Genomic DNA, 25,355 nt, shown 5'->3' with positions numbered 1-25,355 from the left:
CGAGCATGGCGCTGGAATCCGACAACGACTCCCTCGACCTCGACTACGTGCTGAAGTACGGACGGGGGGTGCAGGTTCTGTCCGGTGTGACCGGGCTGGGCCTGCCCCCCGTCGAGGTGCGATGGCTCGAAGGTGCCGGCGACGGCGCCACATTCCGCGGCCGGCGAGTGCTGCCCCGCGACATCGACCTTCCCCTGCTCATCCTCGGGCGCGACCGCAAGGATCTCCGGTCCCTGTGGTCGCGCCTGGCCCTCATGCTCGACGGCAAGTGCAAGTTGCGCATGATCGAGGACGACGGCTCGTCGTGGTGGTGCAACGTCTACCGAGTGGGCGGCGGCACCTACACCTACGGCGCCGACACGGACGGCGAGCGGGAGATCCGAACTGTTATCACGCTGCGAGCTCCGAACCCGTTCTGGGTGGCCGAGCAGGCGCAGCAGAAGGTGATCGGCTGACTTGGCAACCAACCGCGGACTTCTGCCCGACCTGTCCCGCCTGAAGGTCTCCGCCTCCCAGATGGTCGGCTCGCTGGACCTGGAGAACAGCGGCGACGCCGACGCCTACCCGGTCTGGGAGGTGCGAGGGCCGGGCAACCACTTCAAGGCCGTGGCGCCCTCCGGCGACACCCTGGAGTGGACCGGCTCTCTGCTGGAGGGCCAGACCATCACGATCAACACCGAGCTGGGCACCTGCGTCGACCAGACCGGCGCCAACCGCTACAGCGAGCTGGCGACCGCCCCCCGGATGTGGGCCATCCCCCCGGGCGTGACGCGCGCCGCCGTCCAGTTCCTCGACACCACTGCCGGCAAGTCCCGCATCGCCGTCTCGTGGCGCCCGCGGCGCTGGCTCGCCATCTGAGAGGGGTGATCCCGCATGGACATCAGCGACATCACCCTGGAGGTGCGCAACAAGAACCTCGGGCGCGTGGGCGTCATCCTGCCCACCGATGCGACGTTCACGCTGAAGGTCGTCTACTGCAACGTCGGCGAGTGGAGCATCACGCTCCCGCTCGAACACCCGATGACGGCCGAGCTGCGCAAGCCCGGCGCCGGCCTCATCGTCACGGGCCCTGGCGGGATGCTCCTGCTCTCCGGTCTCGCCGACGAGTCGGCCTCGACCGCATCCTCCAGTGCTCCGGAGGGCATGGTCACGGTCTCGGGCGTCACCGACGACGTGCGCCTGTCCGACGCGCTGGCGTGGCCGGTGCCGACCTCGGACACGATGGCCGGCCAGGCAGCCTCGGCGCACGACACCCGCACGGGTCCAGTCGAGACGCTGCTGCACGCCTACGTCAACGCCAACATCGGCCCGGGCGCCCCCGCGTCGCGTCGCGTGGCGAAGCTCGTCATGGGCACCAACCAGGGCCGCGGGCCGACCATCACCAAGAACGCCCGCTTCCCCGTCCTGGGCTCGTGGCTCAACGAGATCGCGGCCACGACGGACCTCGGCTTCCGCGTCGTGCAGCGCGGCTCCCAGCTGGTCTTCGAGACGTTCAAGGTCGTCGACCGCAGTCGCGAGATCCGCATGGACATCTGGAACAACACGCTCGCGTCCTACGACGTGCGCGAGTCGGGCCCGATCACCACCCGCGCGATCGTGGCCGGTCAGGACGAGGGCACCGACCGGCAGTTCCTGGAGCGCACCACCACCGAGTCCCTGGCCCAGGAAGCTCTCTGGGGGCGGCGCATCGAGAAGTTCCTCGACCGCCGCAACACCGGGGTCGTCACCGAGCTGCAGCAGGCCGGCGACGAGGTGCTGGCCCAGGAGGGCGTCGCCCAGAAGGTCGTCAAGTTCGTCCCGATGGACGACTCCACGATGGCCTACGGCAAGGACTGGTACCTCGGCGATCGCGTCACCGCGGTCATCGAGGGGCGGGAGATCACCGCCATCGCCCAGGCCGTCGTGATCGTGGTCGACGACCAGGGCCTGCGGCTGCAGGTCGGCCTGTCCCAGACGGGCATGGCGACCGACTTCACCGCCACCCAGCCCTCGCGGATCGATCAGCGCGTGGACTACCTGGAGCGCAACGTCGAGATCCCGCTCGACAAGCCCCCGGTCGTCGTGCCCAGCGGCGCGAACATGAACGACTACATCACGCCCGGGGACTACACGGTCCCCACGGCCAACGCGACGAGCATCGCCAACCTCCCGCCCACCAAGTACGGCAACTTCTCGGTGGCCGCTGCCGAGAGCGGGACGGTCGCGATCCAGAGCTTCACCAGCGCCCGTGCCGTCAACGGCCTGGCCGTCGTCGAGACGTACCACCGCCGCGGTGTCGTGGCCTCGAAGGCGTGGGGCCCGTGGCACGCCGAGGGCGACGTGACGGTCGACAGCACAGCCATGTGGCTCGACGTCGCGTCCAAGATGAAGCCGACGCCCGCCACCCCGCTGACGGTGACGCTGGCGCAGTACCGGCCCCCGCTGCAGCGCGCCACCACCGATGGCGTGTCCTGGTACATCCCCGCGACGGGCACCTTCGCCGGCAGCCCGAGCTGGCAGAACGCGACCCTCGTCAACGGCTGGCAGAACTACACGGGGGGCTTCGCCTCTGCCCGGTACATCAAGACCAGCGCCGGAATCGTCATGCTCCAGGGGCTCGTGAGGAAGCCCGGCGCCAACGAGGCGAGCAGCCTCATCATGACGCTGCCCGTGGGGTACCGCCCGACCTCGCACACGATCTTCGGCTCGACGTCCTCGGACTCGGCCCTGGTCACGCAGGCAGCCCGCGTGGACGTCTACCCGGACGGCTCGGTCTACTTCGTCGGAGGAGCGTCGGGCAACTGGTGCGAGTGGGTCAACCTCTCGGACATCGTGTTCCCCGCCTCGGACGTGGCGCCCGACTCGGCATGGACGCCGTTCACCTACCTGAACGGCTTCACGCAGTACAACTGGAACAACGTCACGGCTGGGTATTGGGTCGACTCCCTCGGGCGCTATTGGTTCCGTGGCCTTGTCGGCCGCGCGAGCAGCCCCGGCGCGGATACACCCTTCGCCCAGCTCCCTGGCGCTGCCGCGCCACGGCAGCAGATCCACGTGAACGGAATGGGCAACGCAGGAGCCTTCTGCTCCCAGCACATCAACAACGCCTCGCAGTACGTGTGGAAGTACGGCGGGGGCCTCAACGGCTCCTTCGTCTATTTCTCCGTGAGCAACACGTGCCTCGTGCCGAGCGCGCTCGCGCCGGACTCCTCGTGGTACGGCGTTCCTCTTGGGGGCTCCTGGGTCAACTACGACCCGGCAACGTTCCCGGGCGCGTCGTGCTACGTCGCGGCGGACGGCATCGTGCACTGGCGCGGCCTCATCAGGAATGGCGGCGTTGGCGGCGGGCAGCCAGACATCTGCGCAGTGCCGACCAACTACCGGGGCTCTATGGCCGGGACCACGGTTCACACAATGAACGCACAGGAAAGGGTCGGGCGCACCGACTTCGGTGCCACCGCTCTCGGTCCCATTGCGGGAGTGAACGTCTGGTGGTCGCTGAACAACATCTACGGATTCGCGGAGGGGTAACCCCTAATGATCTTCTCGAACAGCCCGAGCTCGGTCGAGTACGACGAGGCGACCGGCAACGTCTCGCTGACGTTCATCAGCCTCACCGAGTCGAGCCCCGACCCCATCAGGGGCTTCCCGGCCAAGGCGCTGGTCGTGTCGATCCCCGGCGCCATCGTCGCCGACATCCCGAACCCGACCGTCTGACCTAGCCCCCGCCTCGCCGGAAGGCCCTCGTGCATAGCGCGGGGGCCTTCTCGGCGCGCCCAGAAAGGAGGCCGTAGCGCATGGCGCAGATCGGCTACCCGTTCGACGGACTGGACACCTCCGAGTCCGACTTCTCCTACATGTTCCGCGAGCTGCAGGACACCGGCGTCGTGGGCGACAGTGACCTGACGGTCACCGCTGACGGCTCCGGCCTGAACGTCAAGGTGGCCGCGGGCCAGGCGTTCGTCCGCGGCTTCGCCTACCGCAGCACCGCGGTCGAGACCCTCGCGATCGCCACGGGCGAGTCCAACCCGCGCATCGACACCGTGGTCGTGCGGCTGGACCCGGTGGCAAACACCATCGCGCTGCTCGTGCTGAGGGGCACCGCCGCCACATCCCCCGCGGCGCCGGCCCTGACGCAGACCGACACCGACAAGTACGACCTGCCGCTGGCCGACGTCGCCGTCGCAGCCAACGCCGTCACCATCCCGGCCAGCGCCGTGACGCTGCGCCGGCCCCGCTCCGGGATGCGCCTGCGCCCCTGGACCAACGCCACTCGGCCGGCGAGCCCGCGCAAGTGGCAGCTGGGCTACAACGAGGAGGCCGGGCTCTGGGAGTTCTGGACCGGCAGCGCCTGGACGCCGCTCCTGTCGTGGGGCTCGATCAGCGGGCGCCCGACCAAGAGCACCATCGACGGCCGCACGATCTTCGTGAGCGCTTCCGCTCCGACCGCGGCTGACGGCGCCAACGGCGACCTCTGGTTCGGGATCTGACATGGCCGAGACCGGAATCCAGTGGGGCGGATGGAGCTCCAAGGCCCGGATCGGCGTCAACGTCCGCTGGGAGGACATCGGGGCTGGCACCACCCAGTCCCACGTCTACGCCGACTTCTACTACGGCACGAACGGCTGGGGCTACAACGGCGACTACACGCTGAGCTTCGGCGGATCGCTCGGCGGCTCGTGGGGGTACCACTTCTACTCCCCGAGCGGCGGCTCGGTCACGACGTTCATCGGCACGTACGACATCGGCGTCCAGGGCACCAGCTACAGCGGTGGCCCCAGCTGGACCTTCGCGGCCAGCACCGGCCCGCTGTACGACGGTGCCCGCCCGAGCGTGTCGGTGGGCTTCACGCTGCCGGCGCGCCCCCCGTCGCCGCCCGACCCGCCCGGCATCGGCCACGGCAACGTGAGCTCGAACAGCGCGTCGATCTACGTCTACCAGCCGGGCGACGTCCACGGCGCCGGGGTCGACGCCTACGAGGCGTACGTGATGACGAACAACGCCTGGCCCGGCCAGGGCGGCAACGTCGTCGCCTCGGCAGCTGGCGGGTCCTTCAACGCCTACGGGCTGCAGCGGGCCACGACGTACTACTACACGGCGCACGCGCACAACGCGGCCGGCTGGTCCGGCTGGGCCGCGATGGGGGTGTTCACCACCCTGGCGACCGTCCCCGATGCCCCGACCAACGTGAGCGTCGGCTCGATCCAGCCGGACACCGCCCTGGTCAGCTGGACGGCCCCGTATGACGGCGGCTCCACCCTGACCAACTACAACGTCCAGGTCGCCACCGACGCAGCCTTCACCACCAACGTGCAGACCTTCACCACGGGCGCCCTGAGCGGCCTGATCCCCGGCACCGTCCAGTACGTGCGCGTGCGCGCGGGCAACGCGATGGGCTGGGGCGCCTGGTCCTCGACCGTCAGCTTCACCACGCTCTCGGGCGGCAAGGTCAAGGTCAACGGCTCCTGGGTGAACGCGAAGGTGTGGATCAAGGTGAACGGCGCCTGGGTGCCCGGCAAGGTCTACAAGAAGGCGAACGGAGCGTGGAAGCTGTGAGCGTCTTCACCACGCTGCACCCGACCGTTCAGGTCGCCATCGTGACGGGAATCGTCACCCTCCTCGGCTACTGGTTCCAGCGAATGCGCTCTGACACCAAGGCGCTGCGCAAGGACATGGCAGCCACCAAGTACCACGTGGCGAACGACCACACCACGAACCTGCGCGACGACGTTGACCGCGCCATCGCGGGGATCGACCAGCTCGTCGAGGGGCAGAAGCGCACGGACGAGATCCTGCGCCAGCACTCCCTCTCCCTCGGCGGCATCCGAGACGACGCCCGCTTCGAGCGGCAGGAGCGAATCCTGCTCGGCAAGCGTCTCGACGACTTCATAGCGGCCCGGCCGCACGACTGATCCACCGCACGCAGAAGGGCCCTCGGCACTGAGCCGGGGGCCCTTTCTCGTGCGCCAAGAAGGGAGGGCGAAAGCCCTATGAGCGAGATCCTGTCCCCGAACAAGTACGCCGGCCGCATCAAGCCGATCCGCGTCGTGGTGGTGCACACGATGGAGGTCGACGAGAACGACGCCAACGTCGCCGAGGCCGTGGGCAACGCCTTCGCTAACCCGGCCCGCCAGGCGTCCGCGCACGTGGGCGTCGACACCGACTCCGAGTGCCGCTACGTCCCGGACGCCGACACCGCCTGGGCTGCCCCGGGCGCCAACGCTGACGGCCTGCAGATCGAGCTCGCCGGCCGCGCCGGGCAGACCTCGGGCGACTGGCAGGACGCCGCCTCCCAAGCGATCCTGGAGCGCGCTGCGCAGCGGGTGGCCCAGTGGTGCCAGGCGTACGACATCCCGATCCGGCACCTGTCCGTCGCCGAGCTGAAGGCCGGCGCCAAGGGCATCGTCGGCCACTACGACGTGACGCTGGCCTACCGCCAGAGCTCGCACACCGACCCGGGCGCCTCCTTCCCGTGGGACGCCTTCCTGGCGCGCGTGGCCGCGATCGCTGGTGGCTCTGTCGTGCCGGCGTCCAACCCGGTGGCCCCTGCAGCTCCGGCCGCTCCCGCGGCGCTGGACGTGGACGGCTACCTCGGCCCGAAGACCATCAGCCGCTGGCAGCAGGTCATGGGCACGCCGGTCGACGGCGTGATCTCCAGCCCGAGCTCGACGCTGATCCGGGCGGTGCAGAACAAGCTCATCGCCTGCGGCATCGGCGTGGGCCGCTTCGGCGCGGACGGCGTGATGGGCGCCGACACCATCCGGGCGCTGCAGAAGTACCTCGGCACCCCCGTGGACGGCTTCATCTCCCGGCCCTCCACGATGATCCGCGCTCTGCAGGGGCGCCTGAACGAAGGGCGGTTCTGACGGATGTCCCACGTCATGACCAGCACGACCACCAGCTCGACCGTCCGTGCCGACGCGCGTGAGCGCGCGCTGCGCACCCTGTGGACCTCCCTCGGTGTCGACCTCGCCGTCGCCGTGGGCGTGGTCCTGTCCACGTGGATCGTGGACGCCGACCTGTCCAGCCCCGCCGCGTGGACTGGCCTCGGGCTCCTGGTAGCCCGCTCGGCCATCACCTCGGTGGCGAGCTACCTCGTCCGCATGAAGGTGACGCCGGCCATCACGGCGAGCGAGGACGCACCCGCCGCGGCGTGATGCACATGACGAAGGCCCCCTACCCGATGTTCTGGGTGGGGGGCCTTTTCGTCGTGCCGGCGCTAGTTCGTCGCCGGCTTCTTCTTGCGCTGCTCGATCTCCTCGACCGTCGTGACCTTCGCCTCGAACGGCGTGCGGCTGACCTTGGTCGCGTACTTGTCGAGGATCGCCTCTAGCGCGCGAGCATGCTGGTCGCACAGGTCAACGACGGCCCGCCCCTGCGGTCCTGTCAGCGTGTAGCGCTTGGTCGGCCTGTCGAGCGACTTGCACTCGTCACAGACCACTACCTGAAGCTTCGCCATGCTCCTCTCCCTTCTCTATGCGGTTGTGGATGCCCCGACTGTAGCGAGGTGTAAGTGGCGGCGCCAGGAGTTCGCTAAGAGCCGAGCCATCCGAGTGAATGTGGCGCTGAAACTTGCACGCGGGCAACGTGTTGCCGCTAGTGTTGGGCACACGTTGACAAGCAGCACTCAGATGCAAGACCGCGCAGGGGGCGTTCGACGCACGGCGCAATCGGGAAGGGAGGGGCCATGACTAGCAAGATCGTTGACGAGGGCGAGGTCATTCGCTGGTTCAACGAGGGGCGAACGTATGCCTGGATGAGCCAGGAGTACGAGCGCAAGTACAACATCCAGACCGTGCCCTCGATGTGGGGCAACTTCCGGCGCCGCAAGGGACTCACTCGCCGGATCGTGCGGGACGACAACCTGATCCCGTGGCACGTGCTGGAGAAGCACCGCTGGTCCTACGACCTGGCCGTGCTGCGCATGGAGGCCCGGAAGCGGGCCGGCGCCACGCTGTCTCCGGACGACGAGCGCCGGCTGGAGCTGTGGCACCAGCGCCTCGCCGAGGGCGACCTCGTGCTCCACTACGACCCCGACACCGAGGAGGGCTTCTTCTATGTCCCTCGCCGCAAGGGCGTGGATCTCGACGTCATACGCGAGCCCGAGCGCAAGACCACGCAGCGGCGAGCTGCGGACTGACGTACCCTCCACAAGCTGAAGGCCCCCACCGAGCAGGCTCGTCCGGTGGGGGCCTTCTTGTGTCCGCGTATACACCTGCATCGTCTTGGACGCTTGTTCAGATACGGGCAGACCTGTAACGGATTGGTAACGATCTCTAAGGTTCGCCTATCCGACCCTGGGAGTTACCCATGTGTCAGTTAGCGTGCATGTGCCGCGAGCCCAGGGGGTGTCCGCGGTCGCTCGCGATGTCCGGCTGGTAGGGCCCGACACAGGCGCTACCACGTAGGGACCAAAGACCCATGAGCCACCCTGGCCTGCACCTTCTCGCCCACGTCGTCGTCAACTACCGGTCCCTCGCGTCACTTGCACGTCGCGCCGCTTTCATGGTAGGAATGCCCATCACTGCTGTTCGGACGATGGGAGCACTCCACACCGTGAACCTTCACGACCTGCTCGACCAGGCCGACGTCACCACCGACGTCGAGGCCCAGGACGGCCTTCCCCCCGGCGTCAGCCTCGGCGCCTTCACCTCCGCCTCTGGCCGCGCGAGCCTCCAGCTGAACCAGACTGCGTTCGACTTCCACCTGCGCGTCGAGGACTACGAGTCCGCGGACACCGACGAGCTGACCGCCCTGCTGCGCATCGCCGAGTCGCTGGGCTTCGAGCTCATGGACGACGACGAGTGCCCGCCCGTCTACGGCGCGGACGGCTCGGCCACGTGGTACCTGACCCCGGTCGTGACGGTGATGTTCGCGTGACGGCGGCTCAGGGCGTCATCACCCTGCCGGGCCGGCTGTCCTACTCGGCCCTGTCCTCCTACGCCGAGTGCGGTGAGCGCTGGCGCCTGGAGCGCGGCTACCACCTCGACAAGAGCACGTGGTGGGCCACGGTCGCCGGCACCGCGCTGCACTCGATGACCGAGGCGTGGGACCGCCAGCAGCTCGGCGAGGACGTGCAGGTGCCCGACTTCGAGACGGCGCTGGACATCGCCGTCGCGGTCGAGCGCAGCAAGGGCCGGGAGATCAAGGCGTCCGGCTACAAGCGGCAGTCGATCACCAAGGACGGCGGGCCGAACAAGAAGGACCGCGAGTGGTGGTCGCACTGGGGCCCGATCTACTTCCAGAGCTACGTCGACTGGCGCAAGCTGACCAAGTGGACGATCCCCGCTCTGCCTGACGGCACGGTCGGCATCGAGGTCCGCATCGAGGTCCCGTTCGGCGGCAGGGACCAGCTCGGGTTCATCGACCGGGTGTTCATCCTGCCGGACGGCCGCATCGCGATCGTCGACATCAAGAGCGGCAAGGAGCCCTCCGGGCGCCTGCAGCTGGCGGTGTACGCCATCGCCCTGGAGCGGCTCTACGGGATCGTGGCCGACCTGGGCATGTACTGGATGGCCGGCACGGGCGAGATCGTGGGCCCCTTCGACCTGACGGCGTTCTCCGAGGAGTACGTCGACCACCAGTTCGAGATGGCCTGGCGTGGGATCGAGGCGGGGGTCTTCCTGCCGAACATCACGAACATGTGCAAGGGCTGCGGGGTGCGCGACTACTGCCGGGCGTTCGCCGGCTCGAAGTCGCTGTCGATCCCCGTCAAGGACGTGCTGCGCCCGCGCACCGCGCCCTTGCAGGACCCACAGCGGGTGAATGTGACGCAGGACACGCCCGCTGCAGCCTGATCGACTTGTGCAAGTGACGCAGCACGTGTAACGTACGGGGTACCGGAGAAGGGAGCACCACCTCTAGTGAGTGAGAAGCAGGTCGCGAGCACCGCGACCATCAAGTTCGACAAGGGCTACGACGCCCCGTGGTATGTCGCGTACGGCAGCCCGGAGGAGATCAAGGCCGAGCTGATCGATGCCTTCGGGCTCGACGGTGCAAGTGACGCAGGGCTGACGACGGCGGAGGTCATCGTCGAGGCGTCCCGCGTGGCTCGCAACCTCTGGACGGCCAGCTCGAAGCTCGGCGGTCAGATCATCGGCATCGAGGACAACCGCCAGCCGATCCCCGCGACCAACCCGATGACGGCCACCTCCCCCACGGGCGAGGCTGCCTGGGACGCGGCCGAGAGCGCTGGCGCCGGCAAGGACGACCCGCCGTTCGAGCCGAACGTCGACCCGCTGATCTCGCGGATCCGCACCGTGGCGACCAAGGCCGAGTTCGCCCTGCTGTGGAAGGCGAACACCGCGCGCTTCGCCGAGCCGGAGATCAAGGCCGAGGCAGCGATCGCCCAGAAGCGGCTCGCCGCGTGAGCGTCGACATGCCGGAGCGTCCCGGCGACGACTTCGACGAGTCGGTGTTCGAGGCGCTGGTCGCTGACCTGCGCGGCTCGACGCCCGAGCACCAGCTGGTCGACGGGTTCCTGTTCGTGCCGACCCGGGGCTTCTTTTTCAGCCTGGCGCACGCCGCCGCGGTGGAGATGGACCTGGACGGCTCCGGGGTCTTCGTCACCTGCGAGGGCGTCCGGGTCAAGAGCCCGCTGCCGGCCGAGCTGCTGGTGCAGATCCTGCTCGGCGACATCACCAACCACAACCACGAGCACTGAGGGAGCACACACACCGCATGTCGATCATCGACAAGATCAAGCAGTCCCTGGGCAAGGTCGACGAGGCCGACCTCGCGTCCGCCAACGCCAAGGCCGCGACCGCCCTGTTCGACCAGGCCGCTGACCTGCTCGACGGCGCCGCCCAGGTGCAGGACAAGCTCAGCGCGGAGGCGCTCGACGCGGCCGAGCTGAGCCGGTCCTTCGCCACGACGCTGGAGCACACCGCCGTGGAGCTGCAGGACGCGGCGGACGGCAACCGCGCCAAGGCCGACAAGATCCGCGGCCTGTTCGCGTGACGCTCGGCGCCGGCATCGCGATCGCCGCGGGGGCGCTCGTGCTGTTCGGGCTGGCAGTCCTCATCACGTGGGCGATGGTCGCCCGCCACTTCCTCCGCAGCTTCTGAGCACGACCCCTTTCCCATCCGCAGTATCGAAGGAGCACAACAAACCAATGGCACTCAAGTTCGGTGACATCGCCTCCGGTGGTTCCTACTTCAAGGGCGACGACTTCGCCTCGGCCGTCGCGCTGCTGATCGAGCCCAAGCACATCGACCCGCAGGTCCCGACGAAGTTCGGCCCCAAGGACACCCTGACGGCGGACATCACCGCGTTCGGCACCGTGGCGGAGATCGACGCGGACGGCGGCACGCTGACCACCGGCATCAAGATCCAGCAGATCGACCTCGTGAAGAAGCTGGCCCACCTCGTCGGCTCGGCGACGGTCGTGACCGTGGTGAAGCTGCCCCCGTCGTCCCAGCTGCCCAACGGCGCCTGGGTGTGGCGTGCGGTCGACGCGGACGTGCGCGGCAAGGTCATCGCCTTCGCCGAGCGCCGGGAGGCGGCGGCTGCGGCGGCGATCGAGGAGATGCCCGACTTCGCCGCCTGACACCCCGACCGCTTGGCTGGCGCCCTGCGTGCAAGTGACGCGGGGCGCCGGCCCTCTCGTTGAGAGGAGGTGGTCAGGGTGCTGACCGCATCGCGCGCGCTCTCGCTGAGCTCGCAGTCCAGCCCCGAGCTGCCGAGGGTCGCGGCGCTGGACGACCTGTACCGCATGGGCGTCCGTCCGAGGCAGGGCGAGATCATCATGATCGCCGGCCGCTCGGGCACGCAGAAGTCGGGCTTCGCCCTGTGGTGGGTGCTCAACATGGGCCTGCCCACGCTCTACTTCAGCGCCGACATGACGCCGTTCCAGGCGTCGGTCCGCATCGCCTGCTCGGCGACGAACAAGACCACCGAGCAGGTCGAGCTCGGCATGGCGGATGAGGCGATCGCGCCGGCCATCCGTCACGCCGTCGACAGCGTGCCGATCACGTTCAGCTTCGGCTCGCCGATCACCTGGCACGCGGTCGACGACGAGCTGACGGCGTTCGTCGAGCTCTGGAACGCCTACCCGGCGGTCATCGTCATCGACAACCTCATGGACATCGAGGGCGCCAGCGCCGACTACACGGCCCAGATGGAGGCGATGCAGAACATCGCCGACCTGAGCCGGGCTACCGGCTCGACGGTGCTCGTCCTGCACCACGCGAGCGACAAGAGCTGGGAAGCCAAGTCGGATCCGTGGAAGCCGCCGAGCCGGGATCAGGTCAAGGGCGGCATGAGCGAGAAGCCCGAGCTGTCCCTGTCCGTCGCGCTGGACCCGACCAGCTACATCTACCGGATCGCGTGCCTGAAGCAGCGCATGGGGCCATCGGACCCCTCCGCCCAGACCTTCGCCACGCTGCGCGCCGACCCCGCGCGGACCCGGTTCCTGCCCTACGAACACGGCCTCACGGCCATCTGAGGAGCGACATCAGCATGGAGATCAAGCTGGGCACCCGGCTCGTGACCAAGAACGCGCGCGGCAAGGTGCGCACGGTCCGTGTCCTGGGCATCGACCCCGAGTTCCGCGGCGAGAAGTGGTACCTCGTGGAGAACGAAGCCACCAAGCGGACCTACCACATCAGCGCCTCCGGCCTGACGGCCAAGTACGAGGTGGTGGGCGAGTGACGACTCCCGAGGCGACCAAGCGGGCCCGAGCGAACAAGCGCAAGGGCGCCAGCTGGCAGTCCGACATCCGCAACGCGCTGCGCGCCGGCCGCTACGACGTCGAGATCCTGGAGCTGTCCGGCAAGGAGGACGAGGGCGACCTCGTGGTTCGGCTCGGCGGCGGGAAGTACATCGTGATCGAGGCCAAGAACGAGGCCCGCATCGACATCCCGGGCTACCTGCGCGAGGCCCAGGTGGAGGGCGACAACTTCGCCGACCACCGGCCAGGCGTGGAGCGCACGGACGTCCAGCGCATCGCCGTCGTGAAGGCCCGGGGCAAGGGCATCGAGGACGCCTACGTCATCGAGCGCTTCTCCCAGCGGTTCCCGGACATCGCGGCATGACGCTCGACGAGGCGATGGACCGCATGTTCGCGGAGACGCAGGACGAGGCCGGGGTCTACGACGACGAGGAGTTCGACGCCCTGGAGGACTTCCTCTCGGACCCCGAGCTGACCAACGACGACATCGTGACGCTGGCGGTGATCGAGGCGGGTCTCGATGTCTGACGACCCCAAGCCGGACCTGGCCGCGGTGCTCGACCACTACGGCGTGCGCCACAGCTCCAGCCGGCAGATCGAGATGGTCTCGTGCCCGTTCCACGAAGACCGCACGCCATCCCTGTCGATCCGGCTCGACCGCGGGCTGTGGAACTGCAAGTCCTGCGGCCGGGCCGGCGACAGCTACTCGCTCATCATGCAGAAGGAGGACATCAACTTTGTCGGAGCGCGAACCTTTGCAGCCGGTCTCGGCCTCGCGAATGGCCGAGCTGGAGGCGGCAACCGTCGCGTATCAGGCAGCCGTTACGCCGGAGGCGGTAGCGATTCTGAAGGCTCGGGGGATCGAGCGAGCGGAAGCGACTGGGTTCCGTCTTGGCGTCGTCGCTGACCCCTTCCCGGGTCACGAGAAGTTCCGGGGCTTCCTCTCGATCCCCTACCTGGACCACACCGGCCACCCGCTGTCGATGCGGTTCCGGTGCCTGCAGGAGCACGTGCACCGCGACTTCGGCCACGGCAAGTACATGAGCCTGAAGGACGAGCCGGCGCGGGTCTTCAACATCGGCGCGATCCACCGAGCCGACGACGAGCTGCACATCGCCGAGGGCGAGTTCGACTCGATGATCCTCAACAAGGTGGGGATGCCGGCCATCGCGATCCCGGGCGCCCAGGGCTGGTCCTCGCACCATCGGCGCATGGTCGCCGGCTTCTCGAAGGTCTACGTCTGGGGCGACCCGGACGAGGCGGGGTCGGAGTTCATCGGCAAGGTCACGCGCGCCGTGCGCAACGCGGTCGGCGTCCGGCTGCTGAAGGCGGACGGGGACGTGACGGAGCTGTACCTGAAGGGCGGCGTGGCAGCGCTGCGCGCCCGCAAGCGTGGGGAGTGATGCAAGTGACGCAGGAGCACATCGCCGGGGTCCGCGGATGAGGGCCCGCTCGCTGCTCGCTGACATCGAGTGGGTCATGGGGCTGTACGGCGTGCCGGCGTCCGACCGGATCGAGACGATCCACGGCGCCGAGATGGAGCTGGTCGTGACCACGATCGCGACCGGCCCTGGCACCGGCCCGCTGACCCGGCACCGCACGGTCATGAGCCCCCTGGTGGAGCTGGACACGACCGGGGCCGGCACGCCGATCCACGACGAGCTGGTAGCGGAGCGCACAAGGCCCCAGCCGATCCCGGTCGAGCGCCACGACGACCTCGACTTCGACGCCTGGCCCTACACCTACGGGCTGCGGGCCTGGTCCGGTCCGATGTGACCGGGCAGCGCTTCCGGGTGATCGAGAACGTCCTGTCCACAGTCCCGCTCGAACAGCGGGCCGAGGTCAAGCGCAAGCTCCTGGGCTCCGCGCCGGCCGAGGCCGTGGCGCAGGTGCTGTGGGACTACGGCTTCGCGATCTCCCCCTCAACGATTCGCACCTACCGGCGCCTCATGCGCCCGAACGGAGACAAGACCGAGTGACGAAGACCAGCCTCGCCGACAGCCTGCTCGCGCTGCCGGCAGCCCCGCCGATCCCCAGCCGCGCGGGCGGCGCCATGACCCGCTCGCTGGACGTACGGGGCAACGTCGCCGAGGCGACGATCAACACCGCGGTGGCCCCGCGCGCCGAGCTGGAGGGTCAGGCCCGCGAGCTGCTGGAGCAGTACGGGCTCGCCCCGTCCGAGTGGGAGGTCACCGGCTTCCGCACCTCGCGCTGGACGATGGCGAACGGCGAGGAGGGCGTCTCCGCCCGCTTCAGCTACGGCCGGGTCGGGACCGAGGCCGCGCCCGCGGCACCGGACCTGGACGAGCTGTTCGCGCTGATCGAGCTGCACCGCGCCAGCCCGATCACGGTGCGCCAGACCGGCGAGCACGCCTTCATCGTGGCCCTGGGCGACATGCAGTTCGGCAAGATCGACGGCGACGGCGTGGAGGGCACGCTGCGCCGGGCGATCGAGTACATCAACAAGGCCGCGGACGCCCTGGCGTGGTACCGCAAGCGGTTCGACATCGGGCACATCCACATCGCCTGGCTCGGGGACCACATCGAGGGCTTCGTGTCCCAGGGCGGGGCGAACACGTGGCGCACGCCGCTGACCCTCAGCGAGCAGACGCGCCTCGTGCGCCGGGTCATGATGCACGCGCTGGTGACGTTCGCGCCGCTGGCCGAGCGGGTGACGATGGTTGCCGTCCCGGGCAACCACGGCGACCCCCAGCGGTTCGCCGGCAAGGGCGTGACGCGCTACGACGACAGCCACGACACCGAGGCCCTGATCGCCGTCAGCGAGGCGGCTGCGATGGACCCGGCGCGCTACGGGCACGTCGAGTTCTACACGCCCGAGCTCGACGAGATGACGGTGACGCTGGACCTGGCTGGCACGGTCACGGGCCACGTGCACGGGCAGCAGTTCACGCCCGGCAAGCACTTCAGCTGGTGGGAGGGGCAGGCGTTCGGCGGCTCCCCGCTGACCGACGCCGAGCTGCTCCTGGCCGGGCACCTGCACCACTTCCTGCACGAGGAGCAGGGCGTCCTGAAGACGCTGGCCCGCAAGATCGGCGAGCGGCTGGGGATCCGCAAGCGGCTGCGCCCGCGCACCTTCATTCAGGTGCCGGCGCTGGAGTCGGAGAGCACGTGGTACCGGCACCGCAAGGGCGTGCGCGGCGTGCCCGGCATCGTCATCGCGGTCACCAAGGACGGCCGGACCGGACCGGTGGAGGTGATCCGTTGAGCGAGCGCACGTTCATCCTCGCCGGCAACGAGGACGCAGCGCGCGAGTGGTGCCGGGAGAACGGCGTGCGGGTCAACGGCAAGGGCACGGTCTTCGTCGCCTCGACCCGCACGCTGCAGGGCGTGAGGTTCTCGCCGGACGACCTCGTGGTGCACCTGCCGAGCTTCGACCGCCGCGTCGATGCCGGCGAGATCGACCGGATGTTGGAAGTCGTCGCCTGGACGTCGGGGGCGCAGCCGAGATGGAAGCGGGTGATCGAGTGACGCAGGACGTGCAAGTGACGCGGGTCGACTGGGACTCGATCGGCGAGCGGGGCTTCTGGGCTGCCGAGCGCGCGGCCAAGGCGGTGGCGTCGGGCTACTCCAGCGTGGAGGAGGACGACGTGTTCCAGGAGGCGGTCATCTACCTCGCCACGCACGTGGAGGAGATGACCAAGCAGGCGGACTACGGCAACTCGCTCCCCGGGATCCGGGGCGGCGAGACCGGCGCCCGCAAGGCCGTGGCCTACCTGCTGACGCTGCGGATGCGCGCCTGGGCCCAGACCCAGATCGACACCCGAGCTCGGGAGCTGGACGCCGCGGTGAAGCAGGAGGAGCGCGTCGACCTGACGCGGTGGAGCAACCGCCCCACTCCCCCGGGCTTCGAGGGCATGGCCTACACGCCGGCCGTGGTGGAGACGGCGCTGCCGGCCATCTGGGACGAGTCGATGCTCGCCGGAGTGCAGGGCGAGCGGGGCCCGTCCCCGGACATGCCGAAGGCGTCCAGCGACCCGTCGCACAGCGGCACGCACATGGCCCACGTCGCCGACCTGCGGCGCGCGTGGCGCGATGCGCCCCTGGCCCTGGCCGAGCGCCGGGCCCTGTTCCTGAAGCTCTCGATCGGGCTGACGGAGCAGGAGATCGGCAGCCACGAGGGCTGCACCCAGCAGGCGATCTCGCACCGCCTGATCCGTGGGCTGGAGAAGCTCACGGCCCACCTCAACGGAAGGGAGGTGCCCCTCAGTGGCACCGAGCACTGACACCCTGCGCGAGCGAGCCACGGCCCGCGTCGCGGACCTGACCAACATCGCCGAGGCCCAGGAGGAGGTGGCCCTCCGGGCCCGCACGCAGCGGCGGCTCGACGAGCTGATCGAGGGCGCCAACTTCCTCCGGGACACCGCGGCGATGCTCGACGAGCTGCTGACGGAGCTGCCGGCGTGAGCGTGGTGACCGTCTACTCCGCGCCCCACTGCCAGCCCTGCAACGCCACCAAGCGCCTGCTCGACAAGCTCGACATCGAGCACGTCGTGATCGACGTCAGCGAGGACCCAGCAGCCCGCGACTTCGCCCTGGCACTCGGCTACCAGGAGACGCCCGTCGTCTTCATCGACACCGACAACCACTGGTCCGGCTACCGCCCGGATCGCATCCGCGAGTACGCCCGGGAGGCCCAGCAGTGAACACGATGATCGAGCAGGTCCGGCAGTTCCACGAGACGTTCGGCCACCCGGTCGCCAGCGCCCCGACCGTGGGCGACAAGGCGCTGCGCGAGCTGCGCTTCGACCTGATCTCCGAGGAGCTGGACGAGCTCTTTGAGGCGCTGGGCGACGCGGGTGCGTGCGCCTGCGACAGCGCCACGGTGACCGAGCCCGATCTCGTCGAGATGGCCGACGCCCTGGGCGACATCACCTACGTCGTGATCGGCGCGGCCCTCGCGTTCGGCATCGACCTGGAGGCCGTCGTCGCCGAGATCCACCGCTCGAACATGAGCAAGCTCGGGGCGGACGGCAAGCCGATCTACCGCGAGGACGGCAAGGTGCTGAAGGGCCCCGGCTACAGCCGGCCGAACCTGCGCCCGATCGTCCTGCCCGACGAGCCCCACCCCGCAGAGCGCAAGCTCTGGTCGGACTACGCCGCCGCGTAGCCGCAACACACGAAGCCCCCGCTCCGGTCCTGTGATGGACTGGGGCGGGGGCTTTTCTGTGTTCGAGCTGAGAGGAGATCCCGGGTGAGGGTGACGGATGCACGAGGCGAGAGCCGGCCAGCTGGAGCTAGGCAGAGCGACGACGCTGGCAAGCGCGTCGAGCCGGTGACCACGATGCGCGTGCACCCGGTGGCTATCGCCGTGGCCCACGGCCTGCGCCGCCCCGGGATGCGGCTGGAGCTGGTCGACGAAATGACCGTGATGCTGGTGAACGACCGCTAGGTCGCTGACCTGCACAAACGCACGTGGACGGTGCGACCTTCCGTCGACTTAAGTGTCCCTGCGTGCCGGCGCGGAACTGCTCCACCGACTCCGTCCGGCCGGCGCGGGCGAGCCTGCGCCGCAGCTCGCGAGCCGGTGAGCCGAGCCGGGCGACCAGACGTGTCGCGTCCGCCATGAACGGTGCCGCCAGCCGCTCCGCCACGCCGAAGGGCGACGTCGCCACGGGCGTGCGGAGCAGTGCGGACTCGGTGCGACGCCCGCGCAGGTACGGCGCGAGCCGCGAGTCGAGGGACGGCCGGCGCGTGGGCCACCGGAGCGTGACGAGGAGCAGCCCCACGCCGCCGAGGAGGCCGACGGCGCCGCCGAGCGTCACCGCGGTCATCGCAGCACCCGGGGGTCGTCGGGCAGGCGCGCCGCTCGCAGCATCAGCAGGTACGCACCGACCGTGCACCCGGCGCCGAGCAGCAGGACCAGCGCGCCGGCCGGCGTGCCGAAGGCCTGCACCGCCTCGTGACGCGAGGCCAGGGTCGCCAGCACGATCCACGGCGCCGCGGCGGCGAGGCGTGCCGAGTTGACGGTCCAGCTCTGGCGGGCCTCGAGCTCTCCTCGGGTCCGCAGGTCGTCACGGAGGAAGGCGGACAGCGTGCGCAGCAGACGGCCGAGATCCGTCCCACCCACGTCCCGCGTCAGCCGGAGCGCCTCGACGATCCGGTCCGCCACGGGGTCAGCCAGACGGTCCTTCAGCGCGTCCAGGCTCTCGCCGAACCGACCGGACGCCCGGTAGTCCGCAGCGAACGCCGCGAACGGCTCCCGAAGCTCCGCAGGGCCGCGGTCGGCGAGCTGCGAGAGCGCCTCCGGCAGGGACAGACCCGCACGGACGCCCGAGGCGAGGTGGTCCACCACGTCGGGCCACAGCTGCCGCAGGCGACCGACGCGCCGCCGTGCCCGGCCACGGAGGAGCAGCCAGGGCGCGCCGGCGCCGAAGCAGGTGAACGCCACGACGATCGGCGCGACCGGCACCGCGGCGCACGCGACGACCGCCACCACGAGACCGGCCAGGGCGCTCACGCCCACCACGGCCGCGGGCTCCACACCGCTGACACCGGCCTGGACCAGGGTGTCCCGCATGGTCTCGGTCCACCGGGAACGCCGCCGCGGAACGGTCGAGGAAGGCCAGCACGACCACCAGATGCAGGCGAACCCGCCACCCAGCAGCAGCCCGAGCAGAACGCCCACGGCGTCAGTCCCGCCCACGCAGCAGGGCCGCGAGGTCGACGCCCGCACGCGAGAACCGCTCGGTGTGCGGCGGGAAGCCGTCCGCGCGGACGAGCCGCCGGTCACGCGTGACGAACAGCTCCGCCGTCTCCACCACGCCGGCCTCCACGCGGCCGGGGACGGCCAGCACCTCGCGCACCGACCGCCGGCCCGACGGGTCCAGGTCGAGGTGGACGACCAGGTCGACGGCGGAGGCGACGGTCGGCACGACGAACCGGTCGGAGACGTTCTCACCGGCCAGCAGAGGCAGCGTGCACAGCTTGGTCAGCGCCTCCCTCGCCGAGTTGGCGTGGAGGGTGCACATCGCCGGCACGCCGGCGTTGAGAGCGATCAGCAGGTCGAGCGCCTCGGCCTCGCGCACCTCACCGACCACCAGGCGGCTCGGACGCATCCGCAGCGCCTCCTTGACCAGCCGCCGCAGCGGGATCTCGCCTGCACCCTCGAGGTTGGGCTGCCGGCACTGCATCGCCACCCAGTCGCGCACCGCCAGGCGCAGCTCGAACACCTCCTCGCAGCTGATCACCCGTTCCCGTGGCGGGATCGACCCGCAGAGGGCGTTCAGCATGGTCGTCTTCCCGCTCTGGGTGGAGCCCGACACGACCACGTTGAGACCCACGCGGACCGCGGCGTGCAGGAACGTGGCGACGGTCGGTGGGACGCTGCCCAGGGTCACGAGGTCGTCCAGACCGGCGGCACGCACGACGTACTTGCGGATGTTCACGGACCAGTGGCGACGCGTGACGTCCGGGATCACCGCATGGAGCCGCTCACCACCGGGCAGCGACGCGTCGACGAAGGGGCTGCTGAGGTCGAGCCGCCGGCCGGAGACCTTGAGCATCTGCTCGACGAGGTCCCGCACCTGGCTGTCGGTGAGGATCGTGGTGGTCAGCTCGGGCTCCCCGCCGCGCGCGACGAACACCTGGTGCGGGGAGTTGATCCAGATCTCCTCCACGGCGTCGTCGTCGAGGTACCGCTGCAGGGGCCCGAGCCCGGCCACCGAGTCGACCACCTGCTTGTGGACGGCACCGGGATCCGCCAGCGGAGGCAGCGCGCCGAGCACCGAGCGCTCGTCGTAGTCGGCGATGGCCGCCGCCACGAGGGCGTCCACCCCGGCTCGGTCCCGCACGGGGTCGACGCCACGGCGCCGGATCAGCTCGCGCACCTCGCGCTCGACGATCGCGACGCCGTCCACGGCATTTCTCCGTTCTGCCCGAAGTGTCCGGATCTTCGGCAGCGCGACGCTAGGGCACCCGGCGGCGGGCCGGAGGCGGTTCCGCACAAGTCACGGTGTCCCGCACTGCGTCGCGTGCCCGCCGTGACAGCGTCCGCCGGCCATGGGTGGGCCTTCGGTCCCAGGCCGCCCATCCGCTGCACGTCGTCGACGGACGAGACGCCGCTCGGGCAGCTGCCCGCTCCGCGGCTCCGCGCGGCGGGCCTCGGGCGACGCCCGCTAGCGTGTGCGGGTGATCACACCGCTGCCCTCCGGCACCCAGCACCACCTGCACCACGGCGACCAGGAGGCGGTGGTCGCCGAGGTCGGCGCGAGCCTGCGGCTGTACCGCGTCGGCGGCCGCGACGTCGTCCGGCCCTACGACGAGGACGTCCTCACGCCGGCGTTCTCGGGCGCGCTGCTGGCGCCGTGGCCCAACCGCCTGGCGGACGGGCGCTACGGCTTCGAGGGCTCCGTCTACCAGGTGCCGGTCACCGAGGTCGACCGGATGACCGCGCTGCACGGGCTCGTCGGCCACGAGCGCTTCACGGCGGCCGGCCCGCGGGACGACGAGACCTCGGTCACGCTGCAGCACGACCTCGTCCCCACCGGTGGCTACCCGTGGCCCCTGCTGATCACCGTGACGTTCACCCTCTCCGACGCCGGCCTCGAGTGCACCGTCACCGCGCTCAACCAGGGTTCGAGCACAGCCCCCTACGGGGTCGGGGTGCACCCGTGGCTGTCGACCGGCGGAGCGGCCGTCGACGACTGCTCGCTGAGCGTGGGCGCCGCCCGGCACGTCACCGTCGACAACCGCCTCCTCCCGACGGGCACCGAGCCGGTGGCCAACCAGTTCGACCTGCGCCAGTCGCGGTCGCTCGCCGGGCTGGCGCTCGACGACGCGTGGGTGGACGTGCTGCGCGACGAGGACGAGCGGACGTGGGCCACCCTGGGCCGGCCCGACGGCAGCACCGTCGCCATGTGGGGCGACGCGGCGACGACCGCGTGGCAGGTGTGCACCGGCGACCAGGTGGAGAGGATCGGGCGCACCGCCGTCGCCGTCGAGCCGATGAGCTGCGTCGCGGACGCGTTCCGGACCGGCGACGACCTGGTCCGGCTCGAGGCGGGCCAGGAGCACGTGCTGCGCTGGGGACTCCAGCTGCGCTGACGACGGAGGCGGTCCGGCGCCCTCACCGGCGCCGGACCAGGCCGTGGTCCCGTCAGTTGAAGCCCGACTCCGCGACCGCCTTGGTCAGCTCCCAGTGCCACCGCTCGTACGGTCCGCTGCCGCCGGGCTGGGCCCACGCCGGGTTGCCGAAGCCGTAGATGGCGGCGTTCTTCTGCAGCCAGGTCCAGCGTGCCCCGGAGGTCTCCTCGGAGCAGAAGTCGACCGCGAGGCCCCAGCCGTGGTTGCTGCGTCCCGGGTCCGCGGCCAGGCTGCCGCGGGTGGCCTTCACGGCCCGCTGCTCCGCCAAGGACCGGTAGCCCGACGCCAGGCACAGGTCGGCGCCGAACCGCTGGACGAACGCCTCGTTCATCTGGGCCAGGGCGACTGCCGCGTCGGCACGCAGCCGGGTGTGCCCGTCGAACAACGTGCACAGCCAGGCGTCGGGGATGGCGCCGTTCTGGCCTCCCGGATGCGGCTGGCCGTCGCAGTTCGGCAGCGGGCTGCGGTCGGCGGACCGGGACACCGCTGCGGCCGAACGCAGCGAGAGGGCGGCATCGGCCGTGACCAGGGAAGCGGGCGGCAGCTGCGTGGCGGGCGTCGAGGTCAGTGCCTGCACGGTCGACGGCAGAGCGGCGTCGGACACGGTCGCGTAGCCCGAGCCGGCATCGGCGAGCGCGCCCTGGGTGACGGGCACGACGACGGTCACAGCGACGAGGGCGCCGAGCACGCCGACGCGCCCGAAGGCTCGGGTCGCTCCACGGCGCCGTCGTCCGGAGGCGCCGCCGCCGCTCACCGCTGCCGGGACGGCGTGGTCGCGACCGGTCGCACCGTGGTGCACACGTGCGGCACGAGGCAGCGTCCGGGTCGCCGGCGCTGCACGGTGCGAACCCACGACACCTCCTGCTCTGGCACGACCCGGGACGAGACCGCGGAGGGTCCGGCCTTCCGGCCCGGGCGTCGCGGTCACGAAACCATAACGGGGTGGCCCCCACGGTTCCAAGCCCCCTGGACGGACGTCCGACGTCGAGAGGGTGCGCGAACCACCGTCGGCCAGCACGGCACGCACGTGCGGTGGGACGAAGGTCACACCCGGGCGGCCCAGGCCGCGCGGGTGCGGGCCGCCCGTCCACGCCGCGCGCTCGCCGCGGCGTGCCCATGCGAGGTCCCTGCGCGTGCACCGGCCGTCGACAGGCGCCTGTGCCACGCTGACCCCATGGCGCTCTCGCAAGGACTCGCCGGGTCGGGCGGGTCGACGACCGTCCTCGTCGTGGAGGACGAACCGGCCATCGCGCAGGCGATCGTGCACCGGCTCTCGGCCGAGGGATGGCAGGTGCATGCCGTCGGCGACGGGCTCCTCGCGGTCGACACCGCCGCGCGCCTGCACCCGGACGTGGTGCTGCTGGACGTGATGCTGCCGGGCATCGACGGTCTGGAGGTGTGCCGGCGGATTCAGGCGGAGCGGCCCGTCCCGGTGCTGATGCTGACGGCGCGCGACGACGAGACCGACATGCTCGTCGGGCTCGGCGTCGGGGCGGACGACTACATGACCAAGCCCTTCTCGATGCGCGAGCTGGTCGCACGGACCAAGGCGCTGCTGCGCCGGCAGCAGCGGGCGTCGCAGGCGGCCGAGCTGAGCAGCGTGCACCAGCCGGAGCCGCCGCTGGTCGTGGGCGACGTGACGGTCGACCGCGCGCAGCGCCGCGTGCTGCGGGGCGCCGAGGAGGTGCACCTGACACCGACCGAGTTCGACCTGCTCGTCGCGCTGGCCACCCGGCCGCGCACCGTGCTGAGCCGCGAGCGTCTGCTCGCCGAGGTGTGGGACTGGGTGGACGCCAGCGGGACGCGCACCGTCGACTCCCACATCAAGGCGCTGCGCCGCAAGCTCGGCCCCGACCTGGTCCGCACCGTGCACGGCGTCGGCTACGCCTTCGAGCCCGCCGAGCCCACGCCCCCGGCCGAGCACGCCGCGCCGGCAGGCACGTGACGGCGGACCGCACCACCGGCCCGGGCCCCGCCCCGGGTGGGCAGCCGACGCGCGCGCCGTGGTGGGACTCCGTCCACGCCGGGGACCCGAGCGACGTCCGGGACGCAGGTCCGGTGGCGCGGCACCGGCGGCCCATCGGTGACCGGCTGCCCGACATCCGCCCGCTGGACCGGGTCACCTCGATCAAGATCAAGCTGGGCGTGCTGGTGGCGGCGACCGTCACGCTGGCCGCGTTCATCACCTGGATCGGGCTGTACCGGCACCTGGGACCGACCCGCACGCTGCCGCTGGCGATCGTGCTGTCCCTGGTGCTGACCCAGCTCCTGGCGCGCGGGATGACGTCTCCGCTGCGCGAGATGACCGCGGCGGCGCAGGCGATGGCGGCCGGCGACTACACGCAGCGCGTGCACGCCTCGAGCCACGACGAGGTCGGTCAGCTCGCCGCGGCCTTCAACACGATGGCGGACGACCTCGAGCAGTCGGACACCTTCCGCAGGGAGCTGGTGGCCAACGTCTCGCACGAGCTGCGCACACCGGTGGCGGCGCTGCGTGCGCAGCTGGAGAACATGGTGGACGGGATCAGCGAGCCGGACGAGGCGACGCTGGCCGCCGCGCTGTCCCAGACCGAACGCCTCGGCAGGCTGGTCACCTACCTGCTCGACCTGTCTCGCCTCGAGGCCGGGGACGCGGCCCTCGACCTCGAGGAGGTGCGGCTCGCGGACTTCCTCCAGGAGGCCGCCGACGGGTCCGCCCTCGTCGCCGCCGCGCGCCAGGTCCGGTTCGAGGTCTCCGTGACACCTGCGGGGCTCACCGTCCCCGCCGACCCGGAGCGACTGCACCAGGTGGTCGCCAACCTGCTGCACAACGCGGTGCGGGCGTCCCCCACCGGCGACGTGGTGCGGCTGGTGGGACGGAGGTCCGGGCGCGACGTCCAGATCGACGTGGTGGACAACGGTCCCGGGATCGCGATCGACCAGCGGGCCCACGTGTTCGAGCGGTTCGTGCGCGGCAACTCCCCCGCCGTCACCGGCCAGGGCTCGACGGGAGGGACCGGCCTCGGGCTGGCGATCGTGCGGTGGGCGGTGCAGCTGCACGGCGGCGCGATCGAGGTGGCGGACACGCCCTCGGGCTGCACGATGCGCGTCACCCTGCCGGGACGCCCGGCCCCGGGCACCGGTGCCGTGCCGCGCGTCCCGGAGCCGTAGCGCACCGGCCGTTGAGGGGCTGCGAACCGACCGCTTGCCCGGTCTTGACCTGCTCATTCACGTTCGGGCAGCACGTCGGTCGGAGCGGGTGAAGACGGTGTGCGGATCGGCGCCTGGACCTGCCCCTGAGGCGGGACCTAAGACCCTCAGGCCGTAGTGTTGTCATCAACAGATCAGTCAACGACGCGGTCGACTGGCCGCAGCGGAAGTGGGCGAGTTTCGCGTGGCGCAGAAGGCCGAGATCGATTCGAGGCGCGCCGACTTCGGCGCCAACGAATGGCTCGTGGACGAGCTGTACGAGCAGTACCTCCGCGACCCCAGCACGGTCGACCCCGCCTGGTGGGACTTCTTCGAGGGGTACCGGCCGCTCGCCCCGGGGTCCGAGGCCACGGGCGGCGCCGAGCCGGCCGCCCCCGCACCCGCGCCGGACGGCGCGCCCCTGGCCACCGCGCCG

At 70.6% G+C, this 25,355-nt stretch carries 38 protein-coding genes; 34 read left to right on the top strand and 4 right to left on the bottom strand.

The window, feature by feature from the left end; translation table 11 throughout:
• The first annotated feature begins 5 nt into the window (after window positions 1-5).
• The 9 genes from N0B34_RS03755 (at window position 6) to N0B34_RS03715 (ending at window position 7,136) form a co-directional block, all read left to right on the top strand.
• The gene (locus N0B34_RS03755) at window positions 6-455 is read left to right on the top strand and encodes a phage tail family protein (RefSeq protein WP_263729955.1); all 450 of its coding nucleotides are present in this window, start codon (window positions 6-8) and stop codon (window positions 453-455) included.
• A 1-nt stretch (window position 456) separates the two neighbouring features.
• A complete protein-coding gene (locus tag N0B34_RS03750) occupies window positions 457-858 on the top strand; it encodes a phage tail family protein (protein ID WP_263729954.1) in 402 nt (133 codons plus the stop codon).
• A 15-nt stretch (window positions 859-873) separates the two neighbouring features.
• Window positions 874-3,510 carry a Gp37-like protein gene (locus N0B34_RS03745; protein ID WP_263729952.1) on the top strand — a complete coding sequence of 879 codons (2,637 nt, stop codon included), beginning with the start codon at window positions 874-876 and terminating at the stop codon, window positions 3,508-3,510.
• Window positions 3,511-3,516: 6 nt separating this feature from the next.
• Window positions 3,517-3,696 carry a hypothetical protein gene (locus tag N0B34_RS03740; protein WP_263729951.1) on the top strand — a complete coding sequence of 60 codons (180 nt, stop codon included), beginning with the start codon at window positions 3,517-3,519 and terminating at the stop codon, window positions 3,694-3,696.
• A gap of 80 nt (window positions 3,697-3,776) precedes the next feature.
• Entirely contained in the window at window positions 3,777-4,469 is a 693-nt protein-coding gene (locus tag N0B34_RS03735; RefSeq protein ID WP_263729950.1) for a hypothetical protein, read from the top strand.
• Window position 4,470: 1 nt separating this feature from the next.
• Window positions 4,471-5,535, top strand: coding sequence for a fibronectin type III domain-containing protein (locus N0B34_RS03730; RefSeq protein ID WP_263729949.1), 1,065 nt, complete (start codon window positions 4,471-4,473; stop codon window positions 5,533-5,535).
• Complete coding sequence (locus N0B34_RS03725) at window positions 5,532-5,891, top strand: hypothetical protein (protein ID WP_263729948.1); 360 nt, start codon at window positions 5,532-5,534, stop codon at window positions 5,889-5,891. The genes N0B34_RS03730 and N0B34_RS03725 overlap by 4 nt, the downstream gene beginning before the upstream one ends.
• Window positions 5,892-5,969: 78 nt before the next feature.
• Window positions 5,970-6,845, top strand: coding sequence for an N-acetylmuramoyl-L-alanine amidase (locus N0B34_RS03720; RefSeq protein ID WP_263729947.1), 876 nt, complete (start codon window positions 5,970-5,972; stop codon window positions 6,843-6,845).
• A gap of 15 nt (window positions 6,846-6,860) precedes the next feature.
• On the top strand, window positions 6,861-7,136 hold the full coding sequence (locus tag N0B34_RS03715) for a hypothetical protein (protein ID WP_263729946.1): 276 nt from the start codon (window positions 6,861-6,863) through the stop codon (window positions 7,134-7,136).
• A 62-nt stretch (window positions 7,137-7,198) separates the two neighbouring features.
• On the opposite strand, the gene N0B34_RS03710 is transcribed toward N0B34_RS03715, so the two are convergent.
• Entirely contained in the window at window positions 7,199-7,438 is a 240-nt protein-coding gene (locus N0B34_RS03710; RefSeq protein ID WP_263729945.1) for a hypothetical protein, read from the bottom strand.
• A gap of 228 nt (window positions 7,439-7,666) precedes the next feature.
• On the opposite strand from N0B34_RS03710, the gene N0B34_RS03705 reads away from it, so the two are divergent.
• The 21 genes from N0B34_RS03705 (at window position 7,667) to N0B34_RS03605 (ending at window position 17,777) form a co-directional block, all read left to right on the top strand.
• Window positions 7,667-8,119: a hypothetical protein gene (locus N0B34_RS03705; RefSeq protein WP_263729944.1), complete on the top strand. Its 453-nt coding sequence runs from the start codon at window positions 7,667-7,669 to the stop codon at window positions 8,117-8,119.
• A 416-nt stretch (window positions 8,120-8,535) separates the two neighbouring features.
• Window positions 8,536-8,859, top strand: coding sequence for a hypothetical protein (locus N0B34_RS03700; protein WP_263729942.1), 324 nt, complete (start codon window positions 8,536-8,538; stop codon window positions 8,857-8,859).
• The gene (locus tag N0B34_RS03695; RefSeq protein ID WP_263729940.1) at window positions 8,856-9,776 is read left to right on the top strand and encodes a RecB family exonuclease; all 921 of its coding nucleotides are present in this window, start codon (window positions 8,856-8,858) and stop codon (window positions 9,774-9,776) included. Before N0B34_RS03700 ends, N0B34_RS03695 begins: the two co-directional genes overlap by 4 nt.
• A 66-nt stretch (window positions 9,777-9,842) precedes the next feature.
• Window positions 9,843-10,349 carry a hypothetical protein gene (locus tag N0B34_RS03690; RefSeq protein WP_263729939.1) on the top strand — a complete coding sequence of 169 codons (507 nt, stop codon included), beginning with the start codon at window positions 9,843-9,845 and terminating at the stop codon, window positions 10,347-10,349.
• Window positions 10,346-10,642, top strand: coding sequence for a hypothetical protein (locus N0B34_RS03685; protein ID WP_263729938.1), 297 nt, complete (start codon window positions 10,346-10,348; stop codon window positions 10,640-10,642). The genes N0B34_RS03690 and N0B34_RS03685 overlap by 4 nt, the downstream gene beginning before the upstream one ends.
• Before the next feature lie 17 nt (window positions 10,643-10,659).
• Complete coding sequence (locus N0B34_RS03680; RefSeq protein ID WP_263729937.1) at window positions 10,660-10,938, top strand: hypothetical protein; 279 nt, start codon at window positions 10,660-10,662, stop codon at window positions 10,936-10,938.
• 154 nt (window positions 10,939-11,092) lie between these two features.
• Window positions 11,093-11,527, top strand: a complete 435-nt coding sequence (locus N0B34_RS03675) for a hypothetical protein (protein WP_263729936.1) — start codon at window positions 11,093-11,095, stop codon at window positions 11,525-11,527.
• 78 nt (window positions 11,528-11,605) lie between these two features.
• On the top strand, window positions 11,606-12,424 hold the full coding sequence (locus tag N0B34_RS03670; protein WP_263729934.1) for an AAA family ATPase: 819 nt from the start codon (window positions 11,606-11,608) through the stop codon (window positions 12,422-12,424).
• A 14-nt stretch (window positions 12,425-12,438) separates the two neighbouring features.
• Window positions 12,439-12,630 (top strand): calcium-binding protein, encoded by a 192-nt coding sequence (locus N0B34_RS03665; RefSeq protein WP_263729933.1) that lies wholly within the window; start codon window positions 12,439-12,441, stop codon window positions 12,628-12,630.
• Entirely contained in the window at window positions 12,627-13,013 is a 387-nt protein-coding gene (locus N0B34_RS03660; protein WP_263729932.1) for a hypothetical protein, read from the top strand. The genes N0B34_RS03665 and N0B34_RS03660 overlap by 4 nt, the downstream gene beginning before the upstream one ends.
• The gene (locus N0B34_RS03655) at window positions 13,010-13,177 is read left to right on the top strand and encodes a cytochrome P450 (RefSeq protein WP_263729930.1); all 168 of its coding nucleotides are present in this window, start codon (window positions 13,010-13,012) and stop codon (window positions 13,175-13,177) included. The genes N0B34_RS03660 and N0B34_RS03655 overlap by 4 nt, the downstream gene beginning before the upstream one ends.
• Complete coding sequence (locus N0B34_RS03650; RefSeq protein WP_263729929.1) at window positions 13,170-13,556, top strand: CHC2 zinc finger domain-containing protein; 387 nt, start codon at window positions 13,170-13,172, stop codon at window positions 13,554-13,556. The genes N0B34_RS03655 and N0B34_RS03650 overlap by 8 nt, the downstream gene beginning before the upstream one ends.
• Window positions 13,557-13,632: 76 nt before the next feature.
• The gene (locus tag N0B34_RS03645; protein ID WP_263729927.1) at window positions 13,633-14,052 is read left to right on the top strand and encodes a toprim domain-containing protein; all 420 of its coding nucleotides are present in this window, start codon (window positions 13,633-13,635) and stop codon (window positions 14,050-14,052) included.
• Window positions 14,053-14,089: 37 nt separating this feature from the next.
• A complete protein-coding gene (locus tag N0B34_RS03640) occupies window positions 14,090-14,425 on the top strand; it encodes a hypothetical protein (RefSeq protein ID WP_263729925.1) in 336 nt (111 codons plus the stop codon).
• A 17-nt stretch (window positions 14,426-14,442) separates the two neighbouring features.
• The gene (locus N0B34_RS03635; RefSeq protein WP_263729923.1) at window positions 14,443-14,628 is read left to right on the top strand and encodes a hypothetical protein; all 186 of its coding nucleotides are present in this window, start codon (window positions 14,443-14,445) and stop codon (window positions 14,626-14,628) included.
• On the top strand, window positions 14,625-15,875 hold the full coding sequence (locus N0B34_RS03630) for a hypothetical protein (protein WP_263729922.1): 1,251 nt from the start codon (window positions 14,625-14,627) through the stop codon (window positions 15,873-15,875). The genes N0B34_RS03635 and N0B34_RS03630 overlap by 4 nt, the downstream gene beginning before the upstream one ends.
• Complete coding sequence (locus tag N0B34_RS03625) at window positions 15,872-16,138, top strand: hypothetical protein (RefSeq protein ID WP_263729921.1); 267 nt, start codon at window positions 15,872-15,874, stop codon at window positions 16,136-16,138. Before N0B34_RS03630 ends, N0B34_RS03625 begins: the two co-directional genes overlap by 4 nt.
• A 14-nt stretch (window positions 16,139-16,152) precedes the next feature.
• Window positions 16,153-16,893 (top strand): hypothetical protein, encoded by a 741-nt coding sequence (locus N0B34_RS03620; RefSeq protein ID WP_263729920.1) that lies wholly within the window; start codon window positions 16,153-16,155, stop codon window positions 16,891-16,893.
• On the top strand, window positions 16,877-17,074 hold the full coding sequence (locus N0B34_RS03615; protein WP_263729919.1) for a hypothetical protein: 198 nt from the start codon (window positions 16,877-16,879) through the stop codon (window positions 17,072-17,074). Before N0B34_RS03620 ends, N0B34_RS03615 begins: the two co-directional genes overlap by 17 nt.
• A complete protein-coding gene (locus N0B34_RS03610) occupies window positions 17,071-17,313 on the top strand; it encodes a glutaredoxin family protein (protein WP_318529959.1) in 243 nt (80 codons plus the stop codon). Before N0B34_RS03615 ends, N0B34_RS03610 begins: the two co-directional genes overlap by 4 nt.
• Before the next feature lie 5 nt (window positions 17,314-17,318).
• Window positions 17,319-17,777: a nucleoside triphosphate pyrophosphohydrolase family protein gene (locus N0B34_RS03605; protein ID WP_263729918.1), complete on the top strand. Its 459-nt coding sequence runs from the start codon at window positions 17,319-17,321 to the stop codon at window positions 17,775-17,777.
• Window positions 17,778-18,437: 660 nt separating this feature from the next.
• Here N0B34_RS03605 and N0B34_RS03600 read toward each other — a convergent pair.
• Window positions 18,438-19,295: a type II secretion system F family protein gene (locus N0B34_RS03600; RefSeq protein WP_263729916.1), complete on the bottom strand. Its 858-nt coding sequence runs from the start codon at window positions 19,293-19,295 to the stop codon at window positions 18,438-18,440.
• 4 nt (window positions 19,296-19,299) lie between these two features.
• Window positions 19,300-20,526 (bottom strand): CpaF family protein, encoded by a 1,227-nt coding sequence (locus N0B34_RS03595; RefSeq protein WP_263729915.1) that lies wholly within the window; start codon window positions 20,524-20,526, stop codon window positions 19,300-19,302.
• Between the two features lie 271 nt (window positions 20,527-20,797).
• Here N0B34_RS03595 and N0B34_RS03590 point away from each other — a divergent pair, with 271 nt between their 5' ends.
• Window positions 20,798-21,712 carry an aldose 1-epimerase family protein gene (locus N0B34_RS03590; RefSeq protein WP_263729914.1) on the top strand — a complete coding sequence of 305 codons (915 nt, stop codon included), beginning with the start codon at window positions 20,798-20,800 and terminating at the stop codon, window positions 21,710-21,712.
• 52 nt (window positions 21,713-21,764) lie between these two features.
• Here the strand turns inward: N0B34_RS03590 and N0B34_RS03585 are convergent, their stop codons facing one another.
• Complete coding sequence (locus tag N0B34_RS03585) at window positions 21,765-22,604, bottom strand: M15 family metallopeptidase (protein WP_263729913.1); 840 nt, start codon at window positions 22,602-22,604, stop codon at window positions 21,765-21,767.
• 321 nt (window positions 22,605-22,925) lie between these two features.
• On the opposite strand from N0B34_RS03585, the gene N0B34_RS03580 reads away from it, so the two are divergent.
• From N0B34_RS03580 to N0B34_RS03570, 3 genes are all read left to right on the top strand, one after another.
• A complete protein-coding gene (locus N0B34_RS03580; RefSeq protein ID WP_263729912.1) occupies window positions 22,926-23,696 on the top strand; it encodes a response regulator transcription factor in 771 nt (256 codons plus the stop codon).
• A gap of 113 nt (window positions 23,697-23,809) precedes the next feature.
• Complete coding sequence (locus N0B34_RS03575) at window positions 23,810-24,901, top strand: ATP-binding protein (protein WP_263729910.1); 1,092 nt, start codon at window positions 23,810-23,812, stop codon at window positions 24,899-24,901.
• A 223-nt stretch (window positions 24,902-25,124) separates the two neighbouring features.
• On the top strand, window positions 25,125-25,355 hold a 231-nt coding region (locus N0B34_RS03570; RefSeq protein ID WP_263729909.1), incomplete at its 3' end, for a 2-oxoglutarate dehydrogenase E1 subunit family protein.

The organism is Cellulomonas sp. SG140, assembly GCF_025770785.1.
In the GTDB taxonomy this organism is placed as follows: Bacteria; Actinomycetota; Actinomycetes; order Actinomycetales; family Cellulomonadaceae; genus Cellulomonas.
Note: the sequence above shows the minus strand (reverse complement) of the source record. Positions and strands in the feature narration are given on the sequence as shown.

What these genes read in the sequence shown, in the direction of transcription:
- N0B34_RS03755 (WP_263729955.1), top strand. Translation starts at nt 6, where the DNA reads ATGGCGCTGGAATCCGACAACGACTCCCTCGACCTCGACTACGTGCTG.
- N0B34_RS03745 (WP_263729952.1), top strand. Translation starts at nt 874, where the DNA reads ATGGACATCAGCGACATCACCCTGGAGGTGCGCAACAAGAACCTCGGG.
- N0B34_RS03740 (WP_263729951.1), top strand. Translation starts at nt 3,517, where the DNA reads ATGATCTTCTCGAACAGCCCGAGCTCGGTCGAGTACGACGAGGCGACC.
- N0B34_RS03735 (WP_263729950.1), top strand. Translation starts at nt 3,777, where the DNA reads ATGGCGCAGATCGGCTACCCGTTCGACGGACTGGACACCTCCGAGTCC.
- N0B34_RS03730 (WP_263729949.1), top strand. Translation starts at nt 4,471, where the DNA reads ATGGCCGAGACCGGAATCCAGTGGGGCGGATGGAGCTCCAAGGCCCGG.
- N0B34_RS03720 (WP_263729947.1), top strand. Translation starts at nt 5,970, where the DNA reads ATGAGCGAGATCCTGTCCCCGAACAAGTACGCCGGCCGCATCAAGCCG.
- N0B34_RS03715 (WP_263729946.1), top strand. Translation starts at nt 6,861, where the DNA reads ATGACCAGCACGACCACCAGCTCGACCGTCCGTGCCGACGCGCGTGAG.
- N0B34_RS03710 (WP_263729945.1), bottom strand. Translation starts at nt 7,438, where the DNA reads ATGGCGAAGCTTCAGGTAGTGGTCTGTGACGAGTGCAAGTCGCTCGAC.
- N0B34_RS03705 (WP_263729944.1), top strand. Translation starts at nt 7,667, where the DNA reads ATGACTAGCAAGATCGTTGACGAGGGCGAGGTCATTCGCTGGTTCAAC.
- N0B34_RS03680 (WP_263729937.1), top strand. Translation starts at nt 10,660, where the DNA reads ATGTCGATCATCGACAAGATCAAGCAGTCCCTGGGCAAGGTCGACGAG.
- N0B34_RS03675 (WP_263729936.1), top strand. Translation starts at nt 11,093, where the DNA reads ATGGCACTCAAGTTCGGTGACATCGCCTCCGGTGGTTCCTACTTCAAG.
- N0B34_RS03665 (WP_263729933.1), top strand. Translation starts at nt 12,439, where the DNA reads ATGGAGATCAAGCTGGGCACCCGGCTCGTGACCAAGAACGCGCGCGGC.
- N0B34_RS03655 (WP_263729930.1), top strand. Translation starts at nt 13,010, where the DNA reads ATGACGCTCGACGAGGCGATGGACCGCATGTTCGCGGAGACGCAGGAC.
- N0B34_RS03650 (WP_263729929.1), top strand. Translation starts at nt 13,170, where the DNA reads ATGTCTGACGACCCCAAGCCGGACCTGGCCGCGGTGCTCGACCACTAC.
- N0B34_RS03645 (WP_263729927.1), top strand. Translation starts at nt 13,633, where the DNA reads ATGCGGTTCCGGTGCCTGCAGGAGCACGTGCACCGCGACTTCGGCCAC.
- N0B34_RS03640 (WP_263729925.1), top strand. Translation starts at nt 14,090, where the DNA reads ATGAGGGCCCGCTCGCTGCTCGCTGACATCGAGTGGGTCATGGGGCTG.
- N0B34_RS03605 (WP_263729918.1), top strand. Translation starts at nt 17,319, where the DNA reads ATGATCGAGCAGGTCCGGCAGTTCCACGAGACGTTCGGCCACCCGGTC.
- N0B34_RS03580 (WP_263729912.1), top strand. Translation starts at nt 22,926, where the DNA reads ATGGCGCTCTCGCAAGGACTCGCCGGGTCGGGCGGGTCGACGACCGTC.